This is a genomic window from Pantoea sp. LMR881, from assembly GCF_027157825.1.
Taxonomy (GTDB): domain Bacteria; phylum Pseudomonadota; class Gammaproteobacteria; order Enterobacterales; family Enterobacteriaceae; genus Pantoea; species Pantoea haifensis.
The window spans coordinates 41,320-59,089 of the sequence record NZ_JAPVOK010000006.1; the positions used below are offsets into that span (position 1 = coordinate 41,320).

At 48.5% G+C, this 17,770-nt stretch carries 15 protein-coding genes and 3 pseudogenes; 10 read left to right on the forward strand and 8 right to left on the reverse strand.

The genetic code is table 11. The features are described 5' to 3' along the window. Positions 1–19: 19 nt before the first annotated feature. The gene (locus tag O3W44_RS23020; RefSeq protein WP_269295008.1) at positions 20–886 is read right to left on the reverse strand and encodes a substrate-binding domain-containing protein; all 867 of its coding nucleotides are present in this window, start codon (positions 884–886) and stop codon (positions 20–22) included. Between the two features lie 494 nt (positions 887–1,380). Between O3W44_RS23020 and O3W44_RS23025 the strand changes: the two genes are divergently transcribed. The 4 genes from O3W44_RS23025 (at position 1,381) to O3W44_RS23035 (ending at position 3,006) form a co-directional block, all read left to right on the forward strand. Next, entirely contained in the window at positions 1,381–1,932 is a 552-nt protein-coding gene (locus O3W44_RS23025) for a fimbrial protein (RefSeq protein ID WP_269295009.1), read from the forward strand. A gap of 316 nt (positions 1,933–2,248) precedes the next feature. Further along, on the forward strand, positions 2,249–2,599 hold the full coding sequence (locus O3W44_RS23030) for a CS1 type fimbrial major subunit (protein ID WP_269295010.1): 351 nt from the start codon (positions 2,249–2,251) through the stop codon (positions 2,597–2,599). Beyond that, positions 2,592–2,759 (forward strand): CfaE/CblD family pilus tip adhesin, encoded by a 168-nt coding sequence (locus O3W44_RS25195; protein ID WP_269295080.1) that lies wholly within the window; start codon positions 2,592–2,594, stop codon positions 2,757–2,759. The genes O3W44_RS23030 and O3W44_RS25195 overlap by 8 nt, the downstream gene beginning before the upstream one ends. Positions 2,760–2,874: 115 nt before the next feature. Beyond that, positions 2,875–3,006, forward strand: a complete 132-nt coding sequence (locus O3W44_RS23035) for a hypothetical protein (protein ID WP_269295109.1) — start codon at positions 2,875–2,877, stop codon at positions 3,004–3,006. Here O3W44_RS23035 and rluF read toward each other — a convergent pair. Beyond that, positions 2,972–3,841, reverse strand: a pseudogene (rluF, locus tag O3W44_RS23040) (23S rRNA pseudouridine(2604) synthase RluF). The gene O3W44_RS23035 and the pseudogene rluF sit on opposite strands and share 35 nt — an antisense overlap. A 147-nt stretch (positions 3,842–3,988) precedes the next feature. Continuing rightward, positions 3,989–4,882: a LysR family transcriptional regulator gene (locus O3W44_RS23045; RefSeq protein WP_269295011.1), complete on the reverse strand. Its 894-nt coding sequence runs from the start codon at positions 4,880–4,882 to the stop codon at positions 3,989–3,991. A gap of 113 nt (positions 4,883–4,995) precedes the next feature. Here O3W44_RS23045 and O3W44_RS25200 point away from each other — a divergent pair, with 113 nt between their 5' ends. Beyond that, positions 4,996–5,589 (forward strand): MFS transporter, encoded by a 594-nt coding sequence (locus tag O3W44_RS25200; RefSeq protein WP_442954692.1) that lies wholly within the window; start codon positions 4,996–4,998, stop codon positions 5,587–5,589. Next, positions 5,589–6,212, forward strand: a complete 624-nt coding sequence (locus O3W44_RS25205; RefSeq protein WP_442954693.1) for a hypothetical protein — start codon at positions 5,589–5,591, stop codon at positions 6,210–6,212. Before O3W44_RS25200 ends, O3W44_RS25205 begins: the two co-directional genes overlap by 1 nt. A 67-nt stretch (positions 6,213–6,279) precedes the next feature. On the opposite strand, the gene O3W44_RS23055 is transcribed toward O3W44_RS25205, so the two are convergent. After that, complete coding sequence (locus tag O3W44_RS23055; RefSeq protein ID WP_269295012.1) at positions 6,280–7,440, reverse strand: YbfB/YjiJ family MFS transporter; 1,161 nt, start codon at positions 7,438–7,440, stop codon at positions 6,280–6,282. A gap of 309 nt (positions 7,441–7,749) precedes the next feature. Here O3W44_RS23055 and O3W44_RS23060 point away from each other — a divergent pair, with 309 nt between their 5' ends. Further along, positions 7,750–8,427: a helix-turn-helix transcriptional regulator gene (locus tag O3W44_RS23060; protein WP_269295013.1), complete on the forward strand. Its 678-nt coding sequence runs from the start codon at positions 7,750–7,752 to the stop codon at positions 8,425–8,427. A 730-nt stretch (positions 8,428–9,157) separates the two neighbouring features. Here O3W44_RS23060 and O3W44_RS23065 read toward each other — a convergent pair. Beyond that, positions 9,158–10,609, reverse strand: a complete 1,452-nt coding sequence (locus O3W44_RS23065) for a flagellin N-terminal helical domain-containing protein (protein ID WP_269295014.1) — start codon at positions 10,607–10,609, stop codon at positions 9,158–9,160. Positions 10,610–10,795: 186 nt separating this feature from the next. Then, positions 10,796–11,545 (reverse strand): SDR family NAD(P)-dependent oxidoreductase, encoded by a 750-nt coding sequence (locus O3W44_RS23070; protein ID WP_269295015.1) that lies wholly within the window; start codon positions 11,543–11,545, stop codon positions 10,796–10,798. 175 nt (positions 11,546–11,720) lie between these two features. Between O3W44_RS23070 and O3W44_RS23075 the strand changes: the two are divergent. Then, positions 11,721–12,637: pseudogene (locus O3W44_RS23075) on the forward strand (LysR family transcriptional regulator). 75 nt (positions 12,638–12,712) lie between these two features. Here O3W44_RS23075 and O3W44_RS23080 read toward each other — a convergent pair. Both O3W44_RS23080 and O3W44_RS23085 read right to left on the reverse strand, forming a co-directional pair. Next, positions 12,713–14,206, reverse strand: coding sequence for a sensor domain-containing diguanylate cyclase (locus O3W44_RS23080; RefSeq protein WP_269295016.1), 1,494 nt, complete (start codon positions 14,204–14,206; stop codon positions 12,713–12,715). Positions 14,207–14,714: 508 nt separating this feature from the next. Then, positions 14,715–15,754: pseudogene (locus tag O3W44_RS23085) on the reverse strand (tyrosine-type recombinase/integrase). Between the two features lie 838 nt (positions 15,755–16,592). Between O3W44_RS23085 and O3W44_RS23090 the strand changes: the two are divergent. Both O3W44_RS23090 and O3W44_RS23095 read left to right on the forward strand, forming a co-directional pair. After that, positions 16,593–16,805, forward strand: coding sequence for a hypothetical protein (locus tag O3W44_RS23090; protein WP_269295017.1), 213 nt, complete (start codon positions 16,593–16,595; stop codon positions 16,803–16,805). A gap of 5 nt (positions 16,806–16,810) precedes the next feature. Then, a complete protein-coding gene (locus O3W44_RS23095; protein WP_269295018.1) occupies positions 16,811–17,758 on the forward strand; it encodes a hypothetical protein in 948 nt (315 codons plus the stop codon). The last annotated feature ends 12 nt before the right edge of the window (positions 17,759–17,770 follow it).

Below are 17,770 nucleotides of genomic sequence, written 5' to 3' on the forward strand. Positions count from 1 at the left end.
CCTGTGCTGGCTTTCTGCATCAGTGACGGCTGGCACATCCACATTGTGCCATTTCTCCCGGCACTTCTTTACCCAGATGCGAGTGCCGAATTTGCAGTTCACCTCGCCGCCATAGGCCATTCTCATCATAACGGTTGTCCAGTAACCGGTTGAGAGCCTCTGTCACCAGTAAGTCGTTATGCTGTGACCAGCTTGTCAGGTGCCAGGTTGATGTGCGCGCTTCATCAATATCGCCAAAGCCCACTACAGCAATATGCGTCCCCTGACCAAAATCACGAATTGCCTGCATCGTGCCAAATGCCAGCAGATCATTTTCGCAAAAGAGTGCCTCAATGCGCTCCGATGCCCGGGTACGCTTCAGGTAAGCCATCATTGCCTGGTAGGCCAGCTCGCGATCGTGACTGCCCGCCACCAGTACCTTTGCTGTTTTATCTGCCGCTTCTAAACCGGCGGCAAAGCCCTTCATTCGTCGCAAGGGTGAAGAAAGGCGTTCATATCCCTGCATGTAGCCAAAACGCTGGTGCCCCTGCGACAGCATCAGTTGCGCAATTTCTTCCCCGGCAGTGTAGTCATCAGCAGTGACAACCCGGGGATTGTTATGATCAGAGCTGCTGCACAGATGCATCAGGGTTGAAGATAACGCTTCAGCGGCTGCGTTTAGCGCGTCACGATAAACAGTCGAAACGACCAGCACGCCATCAATCGGTTGCTGCGTCATAAAGTGCATAACTGACTGACGATTCTCTGGCGAGTCGACATTCAGCAGCAGCGTCAGAGCGCCACGAGTATTAAGCTGGTGGGTCACTTCGTTCAGCATCTTCACAACGCAGGGATGAGTCAGCTCCTCGCTGATAACCCCAATTACCCTACCCTTACGTTCCGTCATTGTCTTTGCCTCTGTTATCGTCATTTTCGGTTTTTGTCTGGAATGATAATCAAAAAATAACAAAAAAACATATCTGCAACATTTCAAATCTAATCCAGATCGGTCCGTTCAGAGAAAGGCAGTTGCCACAGGGATAAGTAAAAATGCCCTGCACGCTTAATCCTGAAGCTGTATATAGCAGGCCATGATTTTCTCAAACACTCCTTTTAAGAGCTTGTAATTTATTAAGGAGAGTTAATTTGCTTTTTTATGGTTTTTTTGTTGCCTTCTGTTTTTCACTTAAATTCCTGTTAAATAACTCACTTAAAGTTGATTTAATTTTTCCGGAACTCAAAATACAGATCGCTCGTTAGCGGTGAAATATAAAACCCCAAAAACAACACGGATAGAGAAAAAATTTTACGGTTATTAAAAAGTTAAAATGAATATAAATGGATTGCGTCATATGTTATTCATGGTGTTGTCAATTTTTTCTTTTTGCTGCTCAGGCAAATATGACTGTTTACCCTATGGTCGTTGGTCTTAATGAAAAAGGTGAAGGGAGTGTACGATTAATATCAAAATCACGGGACGTGCAGTTTGTGCAAACAAAGGTGTTTAAGATTATCAGTCCGGGGGCGCCAGATGAAAAAGAGATTGAAATTAAACCTGGAAAGGGAAGTGATTTGGTTGTCATGCCACCGAAATCGGCTATTCCCGGAGGAAGTAGCAAACTTATTCGTTTCGTGTCAATGAATATACCTGAAACAGAACAAATATATCGCGTGATGTTTGAAGGCGTACCATCACCGGATGATCCTGCATTGAGTAATGCCGGTAAAAAGATTACGACAGATGTCAGTGTAAATCTTGTTTGGGGAATTCTGGTTACTGTTCCTCCACGCAATCCGCAAATTTCCACTTCTCTGACTAAAGATCACAAGAAGTTAGAAAATAAGGGTAATCAGCGGATAAAAATCATTGATGTTGGATTAAGCCATCAAGGTAAGCCTGAAACAGCATGTCAATGGAAAACTGATAATATAAATTTATTTCCTGGGAGGTAATATCATTTACCATTAATAAAAAAACAAGGAAAAATAATCATTAAATACAAAAGCTGGCTTGGAAAAAACAAGGCCAACGAGTGTTTAATGTTAATCAAATGAAAGTAACGTTTATTTTTTGCTAAACACATTGCAACCAAATTGTTGATAAATAATGAATTTCTGTATGACATTACGTCTGAATTAAAAAGAATACATGGAAAACTTATATTACTAAACCTCTCACTTTTGCTGCTTTTTTGTTTGCCTGACAGGTTCAGCTTATGCCGTTCAGAAAGATATCACTGTCACGGCGAACGTTGACCCGACAATTGATATGACGCTATCTGATGGTAGTGCCTTACCAAAATCTGTTGAGATGAAATATGTTTCAGGGACTGGTTTATCCCCGGTCTCTATGATGACCAGGATTGGGTCAAATGCAATGAGCGCCTCAGCGGGTGCTATTCATATGAAGTTAGTTACCGCGCCGCAGTTGGTTAATAATGCCGGTGCTACTACCAACACTATTCCTCCGGCAGTAAGCTGGGGTGGTCAGGCCTTGAGCGACACGACACCTGCTGATTTCACTACCGCCGTGCTTTTCCCTAACGGAAAAGAGGCTGCTACAACCGGCTCTCTGGCGAAGGAACTGAATATTTCTCAGGCTAAGAAAGGTAATGAATAATCAGAACATCGTCTGGACACAGATCAATCAGAATAAAATTCGTCCGGTCAGGCTACCAGGTATTACTACACCAGTGCTCTGTATACCAGCGCCGTTACAGCTCAGTGTCAATAAATTTTTGGTAAAGGATAAAACGCCGGGCATTATCGCGAAAAGCTAACAGTCATTTTCACGCCAACAGTAGATTAACCGTTCTTAATGTCGCAGAAGGCGTGTCGTGATATTTAACGGAATCTAAATTTCCGGCTGAGATTATTAGCCGTGCCGCACGGAGCATGGCGGCACGTAACAGTGAAAGCTATACCGGCGACACTTCTTCAACCGGACGTTTTCTTGCAACGGACAATTACCTGTACAGAACGAATGGCGTGCTTAGCGGCCCTTTTTCTTCCGCCCAGGCTGAGTAAAACGTTTGCGAGAGGCGAGGTTGCCAGCCGATTTTTCAGCATTTTTGGGGCCGCTATTACCCGGCTTTTTAGCTACCGCCTTAGCGGGCGTTTTTTTTGCTTTTTCACTTCAGATGTTGAATTTTCAATCAGTTTAAACAACCCGATCAATTCATCGTCTGTTAAATCTCGCCATTCACCCAAAGGCAAGCCTTTCAGGCTGACGTTCATAATGCGGGTACGCTCAAGTTTGGTAACTTCATAACCAAAATGTTCGCACATACGGCGAATTTGACGGTTAAGCCCTTGCACCAGCGTGATACGAAACACAAAGGGTGCCTCTTTCTTCACCTTGCATTTTTTGGTAACCGTTCCGAGCATTGGCACACCGGCACCCAAACCGTGGATGAACTCATCAGTCACGGGTTTGTTGACGGTCACCATGTACTCTTTTTTCATGATCGTTGCCGGCGCGTAAGATTTTATTCACTAAATCGCCGTGATTGGTCAGGAAAATCAGCCCCTGAGAATCTTTATCCAGGCGGCCAATAGGGAAGACTCGTTTACTGTGATTCACAAAATCAACAATATTGTCTTTTTCACCCTCTTCGGTGGTACTGACAATGCCAACCGGTTTATTTAACGCAATCAATACCAGATCGTCTTCATTACGTGGCTCAATAAGCTGACCATTAACTTTTACCACATCGCCAGCTGATACCTGATCGCCAATCGCGGCCCGTTTGCCGTTAATAAAAACATTCCCTTGTTCAATGTAGCGATCGGCTTCACGACGAGAACAGATCCCGCTCTCGCTGATGTATTTGTTAAGGCGAATAGATGAGTTGATCAGCATGGTTCCTCCGTAAAAAAGCGGACTATACCTTACCGGGCACAGGTTGCGAAGTCTGGACAAAAGGAATCAACTGACCAAAAGGCGTGACGTGATCGGAGCGGTGTCATACTCGCCTTTATTTATCTGTATCAGGGGCATCATCTCTTATTAAGACGCGGTGCGTTGCCCCTGATATTTCACGGCCTCGACAAAGACAGAAAAGGCCGAAGACGTATTTCTTCTGTGAGGATAATAGAGATGATAGCCCTCGAAATAGGGACTCCAGTCTGCCAGAACCTCAATAAGACGCCCCTCTTTAATATGCTCTTCTACCATATAATCAGGAAGATACGCCAGGCCGATGCCGTCAAGGGCAGCGTTGAGGATATGAATGTTACTGTTTGCGGTGAACTGGCCATTAACCCGGACGTTGATTTTTCGCTCATCTTTCTCAAACTCCCAGGCATAAGCACTTCCACCAATAGCGTGTCGAATGTTTATGCAATTGTGAGTGGTTAACGCCTGTGGGTGATGAGGTTTTGGATTATGGCTGAAATAATCAGGCGAGCCCACCACTGACAGGCGCCAGTCCGGTCCGAGGCGAACAGCAATCATATCAAGGCTGATTGATTCACCGAGGCGTATACCGGCATCAAAGCGTTCACTGACAATATTGGTAAAACCATAATCGATACAAATTTCTACGTTGATGTCTGGATACTGGCGGAAAAACGCAGGTAAAACAGGCCGCAGTAATTGTTCAGCCGCATCATCTGAACAGGTCAGGCGAATATTTCCGGCTGGCTTATCTCTCATTTCACCGATTCTGTCGATTTCTGTGTTTATCTGCTCAAAAAGTGGACCAACTGACTGTAATAACCGTTCTCCCGCTTCAGTGGGGGCAACATTACGTGTTGTGCGGGCAAGTAACCTCACTCCCAGCCTTTCCTCAAGATGCTTTACCGTATGGCTCAGTGCAGAAGGCGTAACGCCAAGAGTACGTGATGCTTTGGTAAAACTTTGTTCTTTAGCCACTGCCAGAAAAGCCAGGATGTCATTCATAACGGAGACGCTTATTGTTGAGTAAAATTCAAAAGTACTTAAAAATTACCCTGGATAATCAAAGCTATCAAACTGTTTTAAACTGGGTGCTGAATTTTTAACGGAACAGAAAAATGCCTACAGCGCCTGCCACTTCAGACAATAAAACACACGTCAGCCATCATCCCGCATGGGGAGCCATCTTTTCAATGACGCTCGGGGTGGTTGTTCTTATTGCCTCGGAGTTTATGCCGGTAAGCCTGCTGACACCGATTGCTGACGATCTAGGCCTCAGCCAGGGAAATGCGGGTCAGGCCATTTCAGTATCGGGGCTGTTCGCAGTGATTACCAGTCTGCTGAACACACCGCTTACAGGGCATATCGATCGTAAAAAAGTCCTGCTGAGCTTCACTTTTCTGCTGACGATTTCAGGCCTGATGGTAACGCTGGCGACCAATGGTATAACCTTTATGGCGGGACGTGCGCTGTTGGGTGTTGCTATCGGTGGTTTTTGGTCAATGTCGACGGCCACCGTGATGCGTCTGATCCCCGCTCATGCCGTCGCCAAAGGGCTGGCATTGATTAATGGCGGTAACGCGCTGGCAGCCACCGTTGCTGCACCACTAGGCAGTTTTCTGGGCCAGTATATCGGCTGGCGAGGATCTTTTTCATTGTGGTGCCTTTGGCTGTTATGGCTTTTATCTGGCAGTGGCGCAGCATTCCCCTGATGCCAGCGACTACAGCAAAAAGCCATTCGGCTAACCCTTTTTCTTTACTTCGCATGCCACAGGTGGCGCTGGGAATGACAGGCATTATGTTCCTGTTTATGGGGCAGTTTGCCATTTTCACTTACCTGCGCCCTTTTCTGGAGGAGATCACGCGGGTTTCGGTGACGCAACTTTCACTAATGCTGTTAGCTTTGGGTATTTTTGGACTGGCTGGCACCGGGTTTATCGGGCATTTATTGCAACGAGGCCTTTACGCATACCTGATCGCGATACCGCTTGCCATGGCGCTGATAGCGGGATTGCTTATCGGGGCGGGCGCTTCTTTTATGGTTGTAACGATTTTACTGGCCGCATGGGGCCTGATTTCTACGCCAGCGCCGGTAGCGTGGGGACTCTGGCTCAGTAAAGCCTTGCCAGAAAATGCTGAAGCGGGCGGCGGGCTGATGGTGGCCACTATCCAGCTGGCGATTACTGTCGGAGCAGGCCTGGGCGGGATTCTGTTTGATGCTGTCGGTTGGTGGAGTCCTTTTGCGCTTGGACTGGTTCTTCTGATTGCTTCTGCACTCTTTGCATGGGCAGCACAAAAAGAGAGTGCAAACCTTTCTCTTTCTGTAGCTGATTGATGATAACAGTTACCGGTCTGGTCAATGGCTCTTCCTTAAAATGGGAAGAGCCAGGTTGTTTTTAGCCTTAAGCGTTGCTTTTCCCCGGCTGGATGAGTGTCATGACGCTAACCCCGCCTGCAATAAGCCCTGCCGCCGCCAGGATAATGGCCTCATTTAACGTACCAGACACCGCCACGCTTGCTGAAGAGAGCAGCGGACCGGCCAGCTGCCCGGTTGCATAACCAGAAGTCAGTAAGCCGACCATTCGGGCCAGTGAGCCTGTTGAAATCTCACGAGCGAAACGCATTGTCAGCTGCATAATTGAAAGAAATCCCAGCCCGGTTAACACAGTGGAGAGTAAAAGGCCCGCAGTGCTCTGCATAACCACTGAGGCCGCCACGCCAACACCCTGCAGCATCATTGCGGCCGCCAGACAACGCTGCGTATTGAAGCGCGCCGCAAAAAGAATCACCAGCGCCACTCCGGCTACAGCAGACAGGCCGAACAGGGGCCAGAAAAAGGCGGCCAGATCCCCTTCCGGGAAGGCGCTGTGGGCCATCTGAGCAAGAAAGGTGGCCGGCAGAATGTAACCGAACCCGGCCAGAGAGTAGATAACCACCAGCTTTTTCAATTCCTTGCTAACGGGTGGATGCAGGTCAGCATGGGCGCTGACCGGACCAAATTCAGCCGGAAGCGCACGGCAGATCAACAGACTAATAATCAGTGCCACAGCACCATAGATATACCAGGCGTAAGAGGAACTGAAGTGAAAGCAAGCCATCAACCATGCCAGCACACCGGTTAGCGTGATCCCGACGCCGGGACCAGTAAAAACGGCCGCAGAGAGGCGGGGCGCATTATTGTTACCCAGCCTGAGCTGCGTCCATGAAGTCACTATAATCAGTGCCCAGGCACCCCCTGCGCCTGCAACGAGACGGAACAGGCACTGAAGGATAAACGAAGAGGTCGTGCCTGAAAGCAGCGTTACGAGCACCGTTGCCAAAATGCCTGCTTTGAGAAAAAAGGCATGACCCTGTTTCATCCGGCTGACGTGTATGGCTCCGGCTAAATAGCCAATGTAATTCATCGCGGCCACTATTCCTGCACCAGACAGGGTGAGATAGCCGTCCCCTATCATTAAGGGGATCTGGGGTGTCAGTGAAAAGCGGCCGATGCCCATCACGGTTACCAGCGTTAAAATACCGGTGAGCATAATGATGAAATTATTTGTACGGCTGTCGTTCATTCTTAAAGTTATCCGGTCACGTCTGTAATATTGTCTGGCCTGGCACAAGATGCCCGGCCTTGCGGTAGCTGTTATCATCGGCACTGATGAAAATGAAAAGTGAAAATCCTCTTTACCCTCAGCGGCGGCGACAATAATAAACGCTGTATGAAAGGTGAAAAGAGGAGACGTTATCCTGTGATTACAGGTCATACTCAGGAGCATTTGTGCCCAGACATACCGATATAAAAAGCTTCCTTTTTAAAACACCGGGCAAAATTAAACCCAGAGGAGTACGGATTTAGCTCACTTAACCGGCGTGTTAAAGGATTGCGCAGAGAAGAAGTAGCGCAGCTGGCTGCGGTAAGTGTCAGTTGGTATACGTGGCTGGAGCAGGGAAGGGATATCCGGATTTCACCGGCTGCACTTAACCGTATTGGTAAAGTGCTTCAGTTAACGGATGTTGAGCAGCAATATCTCAACGCCGTTATTTTTGGGGGCGGGCAGCTGACGCAAAATCTGTCTGATCTCTCTGTTGAAGTGATGGCAATGGTTGATGCCCTGCATCCTCACCCGGCTTTTGTCCGGCGTGCCAATATGGATATTCTTTACTGGAACGACGCTGTTCGGGACAAGATTTTTGACTGGTCAGTGATCCCAGAGTCAGAAAGAAATTCCCTAAAACTGATGTTTATTAATGAGGATTACCGCAAGCGGATAGCGCACTGGGAAAAAGCGGCGAAGCATACCCTTGCTTCATTTCGATCATATCAGGCGGCCGCGGGCAATACTCATGTGTTTGAAAATGTCATTACTGACCTGATGTCCAGAAGTACCCTGTTTCGTGAAATGTGGGAACAGCACGATGTCAGCCGCGTGGGAGCAGGAAACAAAGCCATCATTGATGATAACGGCGTGCTCCATTACTACACCTATACGGCATTAGAAATTGAAAACAGTCCGGGCATCTTTTTGATTTTTTATCTTGAAAAATCAGGCGATCAGTAACATACAGCCGGGGCGCGTTTGTTAACGTGCGATACCATAACAGGATAAAGCGGCATTTAGTTACAGCATCCACTAATTTATGTTGCCGACACCCGCATTCCACAGAAACGACAAAGCTCATCCTGATCATGATTTTGGTGCACACCGGAAACACTCTGCCCATCCTGAGCCACGCTGTGCAAACCTCGCACACGCGCCAGGATTGACCCTCCTGAAAAGGCGGCCGGCCCCGGCCTTAGGCCGGGAGTCTGTTTTTCACGTTAACGATTGTTGTAACTAATACGCCTCTCTTACCTTTCACGTCACAACATGCAGAAGCAGTTCGTTCAGCAGCAGGGGGCCACAGATACCCCGGAGACGGCTGCGTGACATCTTGCAGAGTCCGCTGAAATTTTTATCTGCATATGTTAAGGGAATTATGAGGGCGGTTTACTACCTTAGTACCCGAATAAACGCTAATGCCCCGGTTGATGATTTGTTGTATCACCTGTGCATTAACCGCATGAGCCCCGACAGGAATCGATATCCCTGAATGGTTTTTAAGCCATTATCATCGCTATGAAGAGAAGTGTGATAAAACCGATTAAAGATACAGAAGACGCTTCTTGAGATCGTTTGAGTGGTACGCCGTATCGAAGCTCCCCACAGAATACCAGAAGCCGCTCAGACAGCGGTGCTGAAGCAACAGCACCGCTATTAAAAATCCATTTCTTCCATGCGTTCAAAATCCTTAACTGTTGAGCAGCGATAACACGGCTTGCGGCGTCTGGTTGGCAATCTTCAACGCGGCGTTTTGTCCCTGCTCAAGAATTTGCGCCCTGGCTAACCGGCTCGCTTCCAGCGCATAATCAGCATCCTGAATGCGGCTTCGGGCTGCCTGCGTCGCGGTATTCTGCTGCGCCAAAACCGTTTTATTAGACGTGTAGCGGTTTATCTTTGCACCATAAGTTGAGCGATAGCTGCTCACTTTATCCAGCGCCGCGTCTAATGCATTCATGGCGGTTGAAACAGATGCATCAGAAATCAGGCTGGTATTACTTAATCCTAAGGATTTCGTATCTGTTGGCGTCGGCTCGATAGTATCGGACTGCACCTGCTGACCAAAGCTGGCACTGGTCACTACGTCAAATGGCCGGCTCTGTTTAGGCGGAACCGTCGGCGTAACCGTCGGCTGCGGCAATGTTCCCCAGGTCAGATTACTGGTAAATGAACCATTCCCGACGACGACGACAATCAGATCTTCACTGACGTTATCAAGGGTGATACGTTCCTGCCGGTTAGCGCCGTTCGTCCCGTCGTTAAACTCACCTGCAGCAACATCTTCATAACGGTCACCGTCACCGCTATAACTGATATTCATCCCGTTATAGCTAAGCGTATCGCTGCCATTCAACGCCCAGGTGGCACCACCTGTGATTAATTGCGAATCATCATAGGTGGCACCACTGGCAAAGCCATTACTGGTAGTGAGTAATTTAGTCGTAGCAGAAGCATCGTCAGTAATACCTTTACTGACCCAGGTGTAATCCGGATCGCTTCCGTCTATTGGCGTACCCACCAGATGCTTACCATCACGGGTAAACAGCTGCAAATCATCATCTTGTCCCAAAGCGTCAATGGTGATGGTGATATTGGTGGCGCCAGCGGGAATATACGCTAACGGCACGACCCCAGAGTTGAAAGAGTAATTCTGGCCCGGCACCGGAAATTTGGTGTTAATCGGCTCCACGTTCCCCAACAGAACGGGTGGCATTTCCGGTGAGTCGGTTGCCAGAGGATACTGGCCAAATATCTCAGTCTGACTGGCAATATCATTGATACCTGCGAGGATTTGCTGGTATTCATTATCAATGCTTTGCCGGTCTGATTCTGACATCGTGCCATTCGCCGCCTGGATAGCCAGACTCTTGGCCCGGATAAGTAACTGACTTACCTGACTTAAGCTGCCTTCGGCGGTTTGTGAGTAGCTGATAGCATCATCCAGACCGCGCGCGACCACGCTGTCTGCATTGATATTAGCGGTCATACGATTAGCAATCGCTTGTCCCGCCGAATCATCTTTTGCGCCATTAATGCGTAACCCCGATGAGAGGCGCTCAATGGACTTTGCCAGCTCTGACGAGTTTGTTTTGCGCGTTTTATTCGATAGCGCGGCGGTTTCATTATGATTTATTGTTAACATAATCGCTGTGTGCAGGTGTTGTAATAATTTGAGTTATCGGCTGCGCGGTAACCGGCTTTAGACAGAAGATCAAAAAAACAGCACCCGATCACTAACAGTGACGTAAAACTATTTACATTAAGACAAAAGGCAGAAACGGTAATGTTGTTTCTGCCTGCCCGGTGAATATAAGGTGCGTCCGGCCTGTTAAACCTGAGCCATGCCTCCATCAACAAACATCTCTGTTGCGTTGATAAAACTGGCTGCATCTGAGGCGAGAAATGCCACTACTTTGCCAATTTCCTGCGGTTCACCCAGTCGGCCTAAAGGTACCTGCGCCGCCAGCGCATCGAATAATCCCTGTCGGTGTTCTTCACTCACGAGCTCTCCTAAACCCGGCGTGCGCACCGGTCCCGGACTGACGGCATTGACACGAATACCTCGATCTTTGAGATCCAGCGCCCACGAACGTGCAAAGTTACGAACAGCAGCTTTACTGGCACTATAAACGCTAAATCCGGCGGTTCCCTGCACTGACGTAGTGGAAGCCGTCAGGATCACCGACGCCCCCTCAGTCAGTAACGGCAGAGCTTTCTGCACTGTGAATAACACGCCGCGAACATTGGTTGCGAAAATGCGATCAAAATGTTCTTCAGTAATCGCGCCCAGTGCCTGCATGTCGCCACCGCCTGCATTGGCAAAAAGTATATCCAGTCGTCCACTACGTTGAGCGATTTGTGCATACACCCTATCCAGATCGGAAAGAACAGAAGCATCGGCGCGAATACCCAACGCTGTCGGGCCAATGGCAGAGACGGCGGCATCCAGTTCCTGCTGACGACGCCCCGTAATAAAAACCTGCGCGCCTTGTGCTGCCAGCTCCTGCGCTGAGGCCAGGCCAATCCCACTGGTTCCACCGGTAACAAGGGCAATTTTTCCGCTAAGTGGCTTATTCATGATTCTCTCCAGATTAAGTGATGACGTTATGTTGTCCTGGCAGATGGCGCTAGCAGTCAGTCGCTTACTTGCCGGGAATGGGATCACTGTAAACAAGGGACGGTTATAGATAAATTATGTAAAATAAGAATCACTATTCACCTGTGTGGATAATCAACCTTAAGTGAGGAAAAGCATGGATCAGTTAATGGCGATTCGGGCATTTGCGCGCGTTGTGGAAGCAGGAAATTTTACGCGCGCTGCAGATTCCTTAAACATGCCCAACGCAACGCTGAGCAAAATGGTGCAGGAGCTGGAGGCACATCTGGGGATCAGGTTGTTGCAACGTACCACGCGGCGGGTAACAGTTACGCCCGAGGGGTGGGATTATTATGAAAAAACAACGCGCGTTTTACGGGATTTAGAAGATATTGACACTTCGTTCAGTTCAGTGCGGAGTAAACCCCGCGGGCACTTACGTGTTGACGTCGGAGGCTCAACGGCAAGGGAAGTACTCATTCCACTCCTGCCCGATTTTCTGTCACGCTATCCCGACATCAGGATGGATCTTGGCGTGTCGGATCGCCCGGTCGATCTCATCAGCGACAACGTTGACTGTGTCATTAGAGGCGGCGCTCTTAATGACTCCACAATGATTGCCCGTCATCTCGGTGATGCGCATCTGATTACCTGCGCCACGCCGGGTTACCTCAAATCTTTTGGCGTACCGGCATATCCGGAAGAACTCAAAAACGGCCACAGGCTCGTCAGCTACCTCTCCCCCAAACAGGCCGGGCGACGCCGTTTCGTTTCGAACGAGACGGAGAGAAAGTGGAGATTAAAACAGAGCACCGCATTGGCGTTAATGAAAGCAACGCGCATCTTGCTGCCGCGCTGGCGGGATTAGGGATTATTCAAACCTTTACTTACGCGCTGGCTCCAGCGATACAAAATGGGTTAATGGTAGAAATCCTGCCAGCATGGCGACCAGCCACTTATCCTTTTCATGTTGTTTACCCGCAAAACCGACACGTTACGCATCGCCTGCGGGTTTTCATTGAATGGCTACTTGAATGTTTTCCTGAGCGGGTAAAAGGCAGTCGCCTGATTTAACCCCTTTACATGCACAGGCTGTTCCCGTTTTCTGTGGCTACGTTTTCGTACCTGCTAACCCTCTGTCAGCAGACGTTATAGTGAGGCCTGGTCTCTTCCCTTATGCTTGGCCTGATAGAGTGCAGCATCAGCCTGCGTCAGTAACTGCTGTATATCAGCGTCATTGCCACTGCCGGTTAATGCGGCACAGCCCGCGCTGATAGTGACAACTTTAGCCGGAAAATCGCTCGCCGCATGGCCTATTTTATGGCTTCGCACCGCTTCAACCGCTTTTTGAGCCACGCTGTAAGCGTCATTTAACGCCGTCTCCGGCAAAATAATGGCAAACTCTTCTCCACCATAGCGGGCACACAGATCCTGAAAGCGATGAGCCAGAGTTTTAATGATCTCGCCCACCAGGCGAAGACATTCATCGCCGCTCACATGCCCATAAACGTCGTTGTAACGCTTGAAAAAATCCACATCTATCATAATCAGAGATACAGGATGGCCACTGACCGCTGAGCGTAAAAGAGACTCTTTTAAATACACATCAAATTGCCTGCGGTTCGCCAGTCCTGTCAGGCCATCCACCATTGCCATGGCCTTCAGATTGCTGTTCAGGACGGTGAGTTCGTCACGTAACTGAGCAAGCTGAGCCTGATAACGCAAATTCATTCTTACCTGGCGCAGGATAAAAGATCCCATCGCCAGAATACCTGCCAGTAACGCAAGATTAAGCGTGACATCCTGCACCCGACTTTTCATCCACTGCTGAATCAGGTTTCGTCTGTCATAGCCCGCCGCAACAACGAGAGGATAGCGATCTGAGCGGGCGAAGCCAAATATTCGCTTTTGCCCGTCAAGCGCCGCACTCCATTGTCCGCTGCCACGATCGGACTTCATTAACATTTCACGAAACAGCCAGCTTGAAGAGAGATTTTTACCAATGTAGCTGTCTGGCATAGGGCGAGCATAAAGTACGGTGCTATCGGCGAGCATTAACACCAAAACGTCACGTTTACCCATCTCATAATAAGCATAGTAACGTCTGAAATAGTCTACTTTGATGGTGGCCAGCAGAACGCCCTCAAAACCGCCGCCCATACTGTTAACCCGCATTGAAACGGGAATAACAAGATCACCGGTACTGCGGCTTCGAATAACAGGGCCGATATGCACGCTGTTGCGGGGATTGTTGCGGTGGTATGAGAAGTACTCGCGATCGGCGTTATTTATTCCTGCTGGTACCGGTTGAGCAGAGGTCGCAATCCATTTGCCATTGGCATCGTAATAGAACAGGCCGTGCAGTTGCGGCAAACGGCTTTTCAAATCACGCATAATAAGACTAAGGCTGTCGCCATTTACGCCAGTGGAGATCTCATCCTGCACGTCTCGCTGCAACTCTCTGAGCGTAATTTCAGTCTGGAGAAAAGTATCTTCTGCCTGTCGCGCCTGAGAGAGAGAAAGGTTAATTGCCGTTTCTTCTGCTGTTCTGACAGTTCTTTGCCAGGACTGGCTAAGTGACCACGCATTAATTGACAACACAGCCAGAATTAACAGCGCGCCAAACGCCTTGATACTTTGCATCAAAGGTGACCGCAGAGGCTGCTCAGCCTCTGGTTTTGTGTCTGCTGTTTTTATTAAAAATTTTCGTCTTTCCATGGTTACAGTAAAGCACAGTTAATGATAAAAACAGGCGCTTGCAACGCAAAGGAGAGCGTTCGGGCCAGCCATGAACGTTATCAGTGACGGGGAATGGCATTTTCGCTGTAAACAAGCTAAGGCGAGATAAAAACGGAGAAGTCAATATGCGTTACACTGTCACTCAAAAAGCGCCCTGATAATGCTTTAAAACCCGTCAGGCAGTGCGATACGACCCTGATACAAGTGAACAGTAAAAGCGCACCGCGATACGGTTCAGGCAAGATTAGGTGATTTCATACTTTTCTATACACAGGCTGTCCCCATTTTCTGTGGATAACCCGTGCTGGTATAGACAACTGTCAGGATGTGATGCGTTACGGGCGGTGTACCTGCCTGACCCGATGAAAAGCTCATTCTTTAAGCTGCGCATTTTCACCAGACTAAAGCAGGCTCACGGTGTATCGGATTGCTGTTGTTCCATCAAATCAACCATCGCCCCTTTGTGTGCATCAACATTTCGAATGTAGCGCATCAACGTTTCGGGCTTTTTCCAGGTGCCTTCCTGCATGATTTGCGCCACCGGATACCCTTTTTTGCCATATCCTGTGCCGCGCCCACCCGGGCGCTGTGTCCGCTCCAGCCGCGATAACGATTTTTATTGGTTTTCACCGGCTTAACAGGCCCCGCAGCGCGCCATGCCTGTGCAAAAATCTCTTCAAGTGCCGGCGTGCTCATCGGGCGCTCTGTGTTAACGATCGCCTTGTCTGAACGATGAACCGGACAAAAAATGAAAGCATCAGGTTCACCCGCCAACCCCGCAGCGGCAATCCACTTCGTCAGACGACGTGATGAGAGGGCACTCAGTGCTTTGATCAGGCCGCCGGTTTGCACAATGGTTTTAGTCCATGCTACGTCGAGAATGATTCGGCCATCTTCAGCCCGGCTGATATCTCGCACCCGCAAACGTGCCAGTTCACTGACGCGCAAAAGCGTGCTGTAGGCCACATGTAAAAAGGCCAGATTACGGACGTCCTGCTTGCGTGTTGATACAGACCAGAGTGCATCCAGCTTCATCAAATCTGCCAGCCGGAACGGCACAGCCTGTCCGGTTCGTTCACCTGCCACTACCGCTGTGCGGTTGATTTTTTTAAGGGTGCGGAACACCAGAGGTGAGGTATTCGGCGGCTGAATCCCCGCGTTACGGTGTAACATTGAGATCAGTGAAGCGTGGGTAGAGATAGTTGAAGAAGCCCGGCCACTGGCCTGTAAAAAGGTGAGATAGTCACGTAAATCATCTGACGTCATCGGCAGAAAGCTGCGGCTATTTTTTTGCGCCCATTGATAACTGATGCGCATTACGCTGAGTAACTGACGCCAGGTATTCGGTGAAAACGCCTCACGGTCTTGCACAAATGCCTCAAGCTGCGCGGACAGATCTTCTCTGATAGCCGTCAGTGGAAGCACGGCACTGGATTGTATAATTTCTGTCATATCTGCTCGTAATCCGGCTCGTTAAGAATTGATCGCGCTACGCCAGTTCTGACGGGTTATCCCTCTGCTCATGCTTCCAGAATTCGCGTAGCGACGTCATTTAAGGGTCAGTTATCTACACCGTTTTGCTTGCAGTTATCTTACCCGTTCCGTTGCGCGCTGTCATGGCTTCATATAATGCTCATTATATTAACTTATGTGATGAGCAGACATCGGCGTCCCTTGATTTTATAAGGATAGAAACGGTAAGCGTGACAACCCGGTTTGTCGCTGTCGGTTCGCCCTCACAGACGCTTTACTTAGTCCAGGAAGCCCGCGCGTGGTAATAAGGAGAAAAGATGAGAGGTTTGAGTAAAAATTAAAAGATGCACTAACGTTAATTTGAGTCCAGCCACAAATCAAACAAGCACGCAGTAAAATAATAACCGGTCCTGTTTTGGGGATTTTTATCCTGGGGTTATTTTTTATAACACTGAAAAAGCATTAATGCCTGATTAGCTTAACTCTTAGCGTAGTCAGACTTTTATCCACTGTCATTTATGTATCTGCTCTTAATAAAAAAGGAATTAAATTAAAACGCAATCTACTAATTTTACTCTTCTTTAAACCACAATTAAGATCCAGGCATAAAATATTTATTTCCAGCATTTTGTCCGGAAATAGTCTCTTGAATAAAAAATTATCAAGTTCCGATAAATATTTCATGAGTGAAATGATGTTAATTGCATCACCAAATTCTTACTCATCCTCACATAAAATATTTAATTGAACAAAAATGCCTGAAACGTAACGGTTAACCTGATCCGGGCGTTGTATTTTCTCTGTTGAGGAAAACATCTTGTTTAAATTAAATCCTTTACTTCTGGGCCTTATCGCGGCGCAAGGGGTGATCCCTGCGTTTAATGTCACTGCGGCGGAATTAAAACCTTATACGCCGGAGCTGAACGACAATAAGGCAGGCGTTTACTGCCTCTGCAACGGCAGCACGCAAATGCTAAGCGGGCTGCCTCAATTTACCCCCGGCAAAGGGGTGAAACGCGCATTACGCTAACCGAATTGCAAAATAAGGGTCGCATCATTAATGACAGTTTGACCGGGAAAGAGCGTATCGAAATCGGTCAACAAACCTTAAACATTCGCATCCCTGACGTCGAATCCAACAGCTATACGCTGTATCAGGTTTATAATTCAGATTTTATGACCCATTTGCCTGTCATTGGTCTCGACACGGTAGTGCCAGATTATATTGATGTTAATGATGCGCAATATATTAATGCGCGGGTGGCATCGGTAAGTAATGGCACCATAAATGTCGATATTGGCAGGCAAGGCGCTGCAAGCCGTGCCACCACCAACAGCTGGTCAATGGCGGCGAAACAGAGCGAATTATTTACCGCCAGCAAACAAGGGCACCTGAACTGGAACTCAAACAACCGCATTACTTTTACCGCCGCCACGCCACCCTATAGCGGTGATCGGTTAGCCTATAACAGGGGCAACGTAGTCAACTACAGCGGCGTTTTCAGCGTAACAACCCTTGATGGCGCTACCAGCACCTTTAACGTTAATAACCTCAATGAGTTACGCAATTACAACAACTGGCTCATCGCTCAGCTCTCCGACGTTAATCTCAGCCCAGAAAACTATAACGCCGAATTTAATAAAGCTTTTTCTCTGAATGACAAAAGCGTGGTGTATCGCATGAGCAGCGATAATCTCAATGATGAGATAGCAGAGCCGCTGGGCGATCAGGTAGTGCTAAGCGCCGAGGGTCCCGATGCCAGCATCAAAATCACGCGTGGTAAAACCCTGGAGGTTGTGAACAACAGTACCGCTGTGATGCGTGCCAGTAACGGGGCCAGCGCAATTATTGATGGCAAACTCGCCAGTACCGGGCCAGCACAGTCAGAAAGCAAGGCGCTGGAATTAATCAATGGCAGTAGCGGAATCAATAACGGCGTGATAAACGGTGGCTTTTTAATAACGCTAACGGCAACGGGGTAGACCCCAGCACGC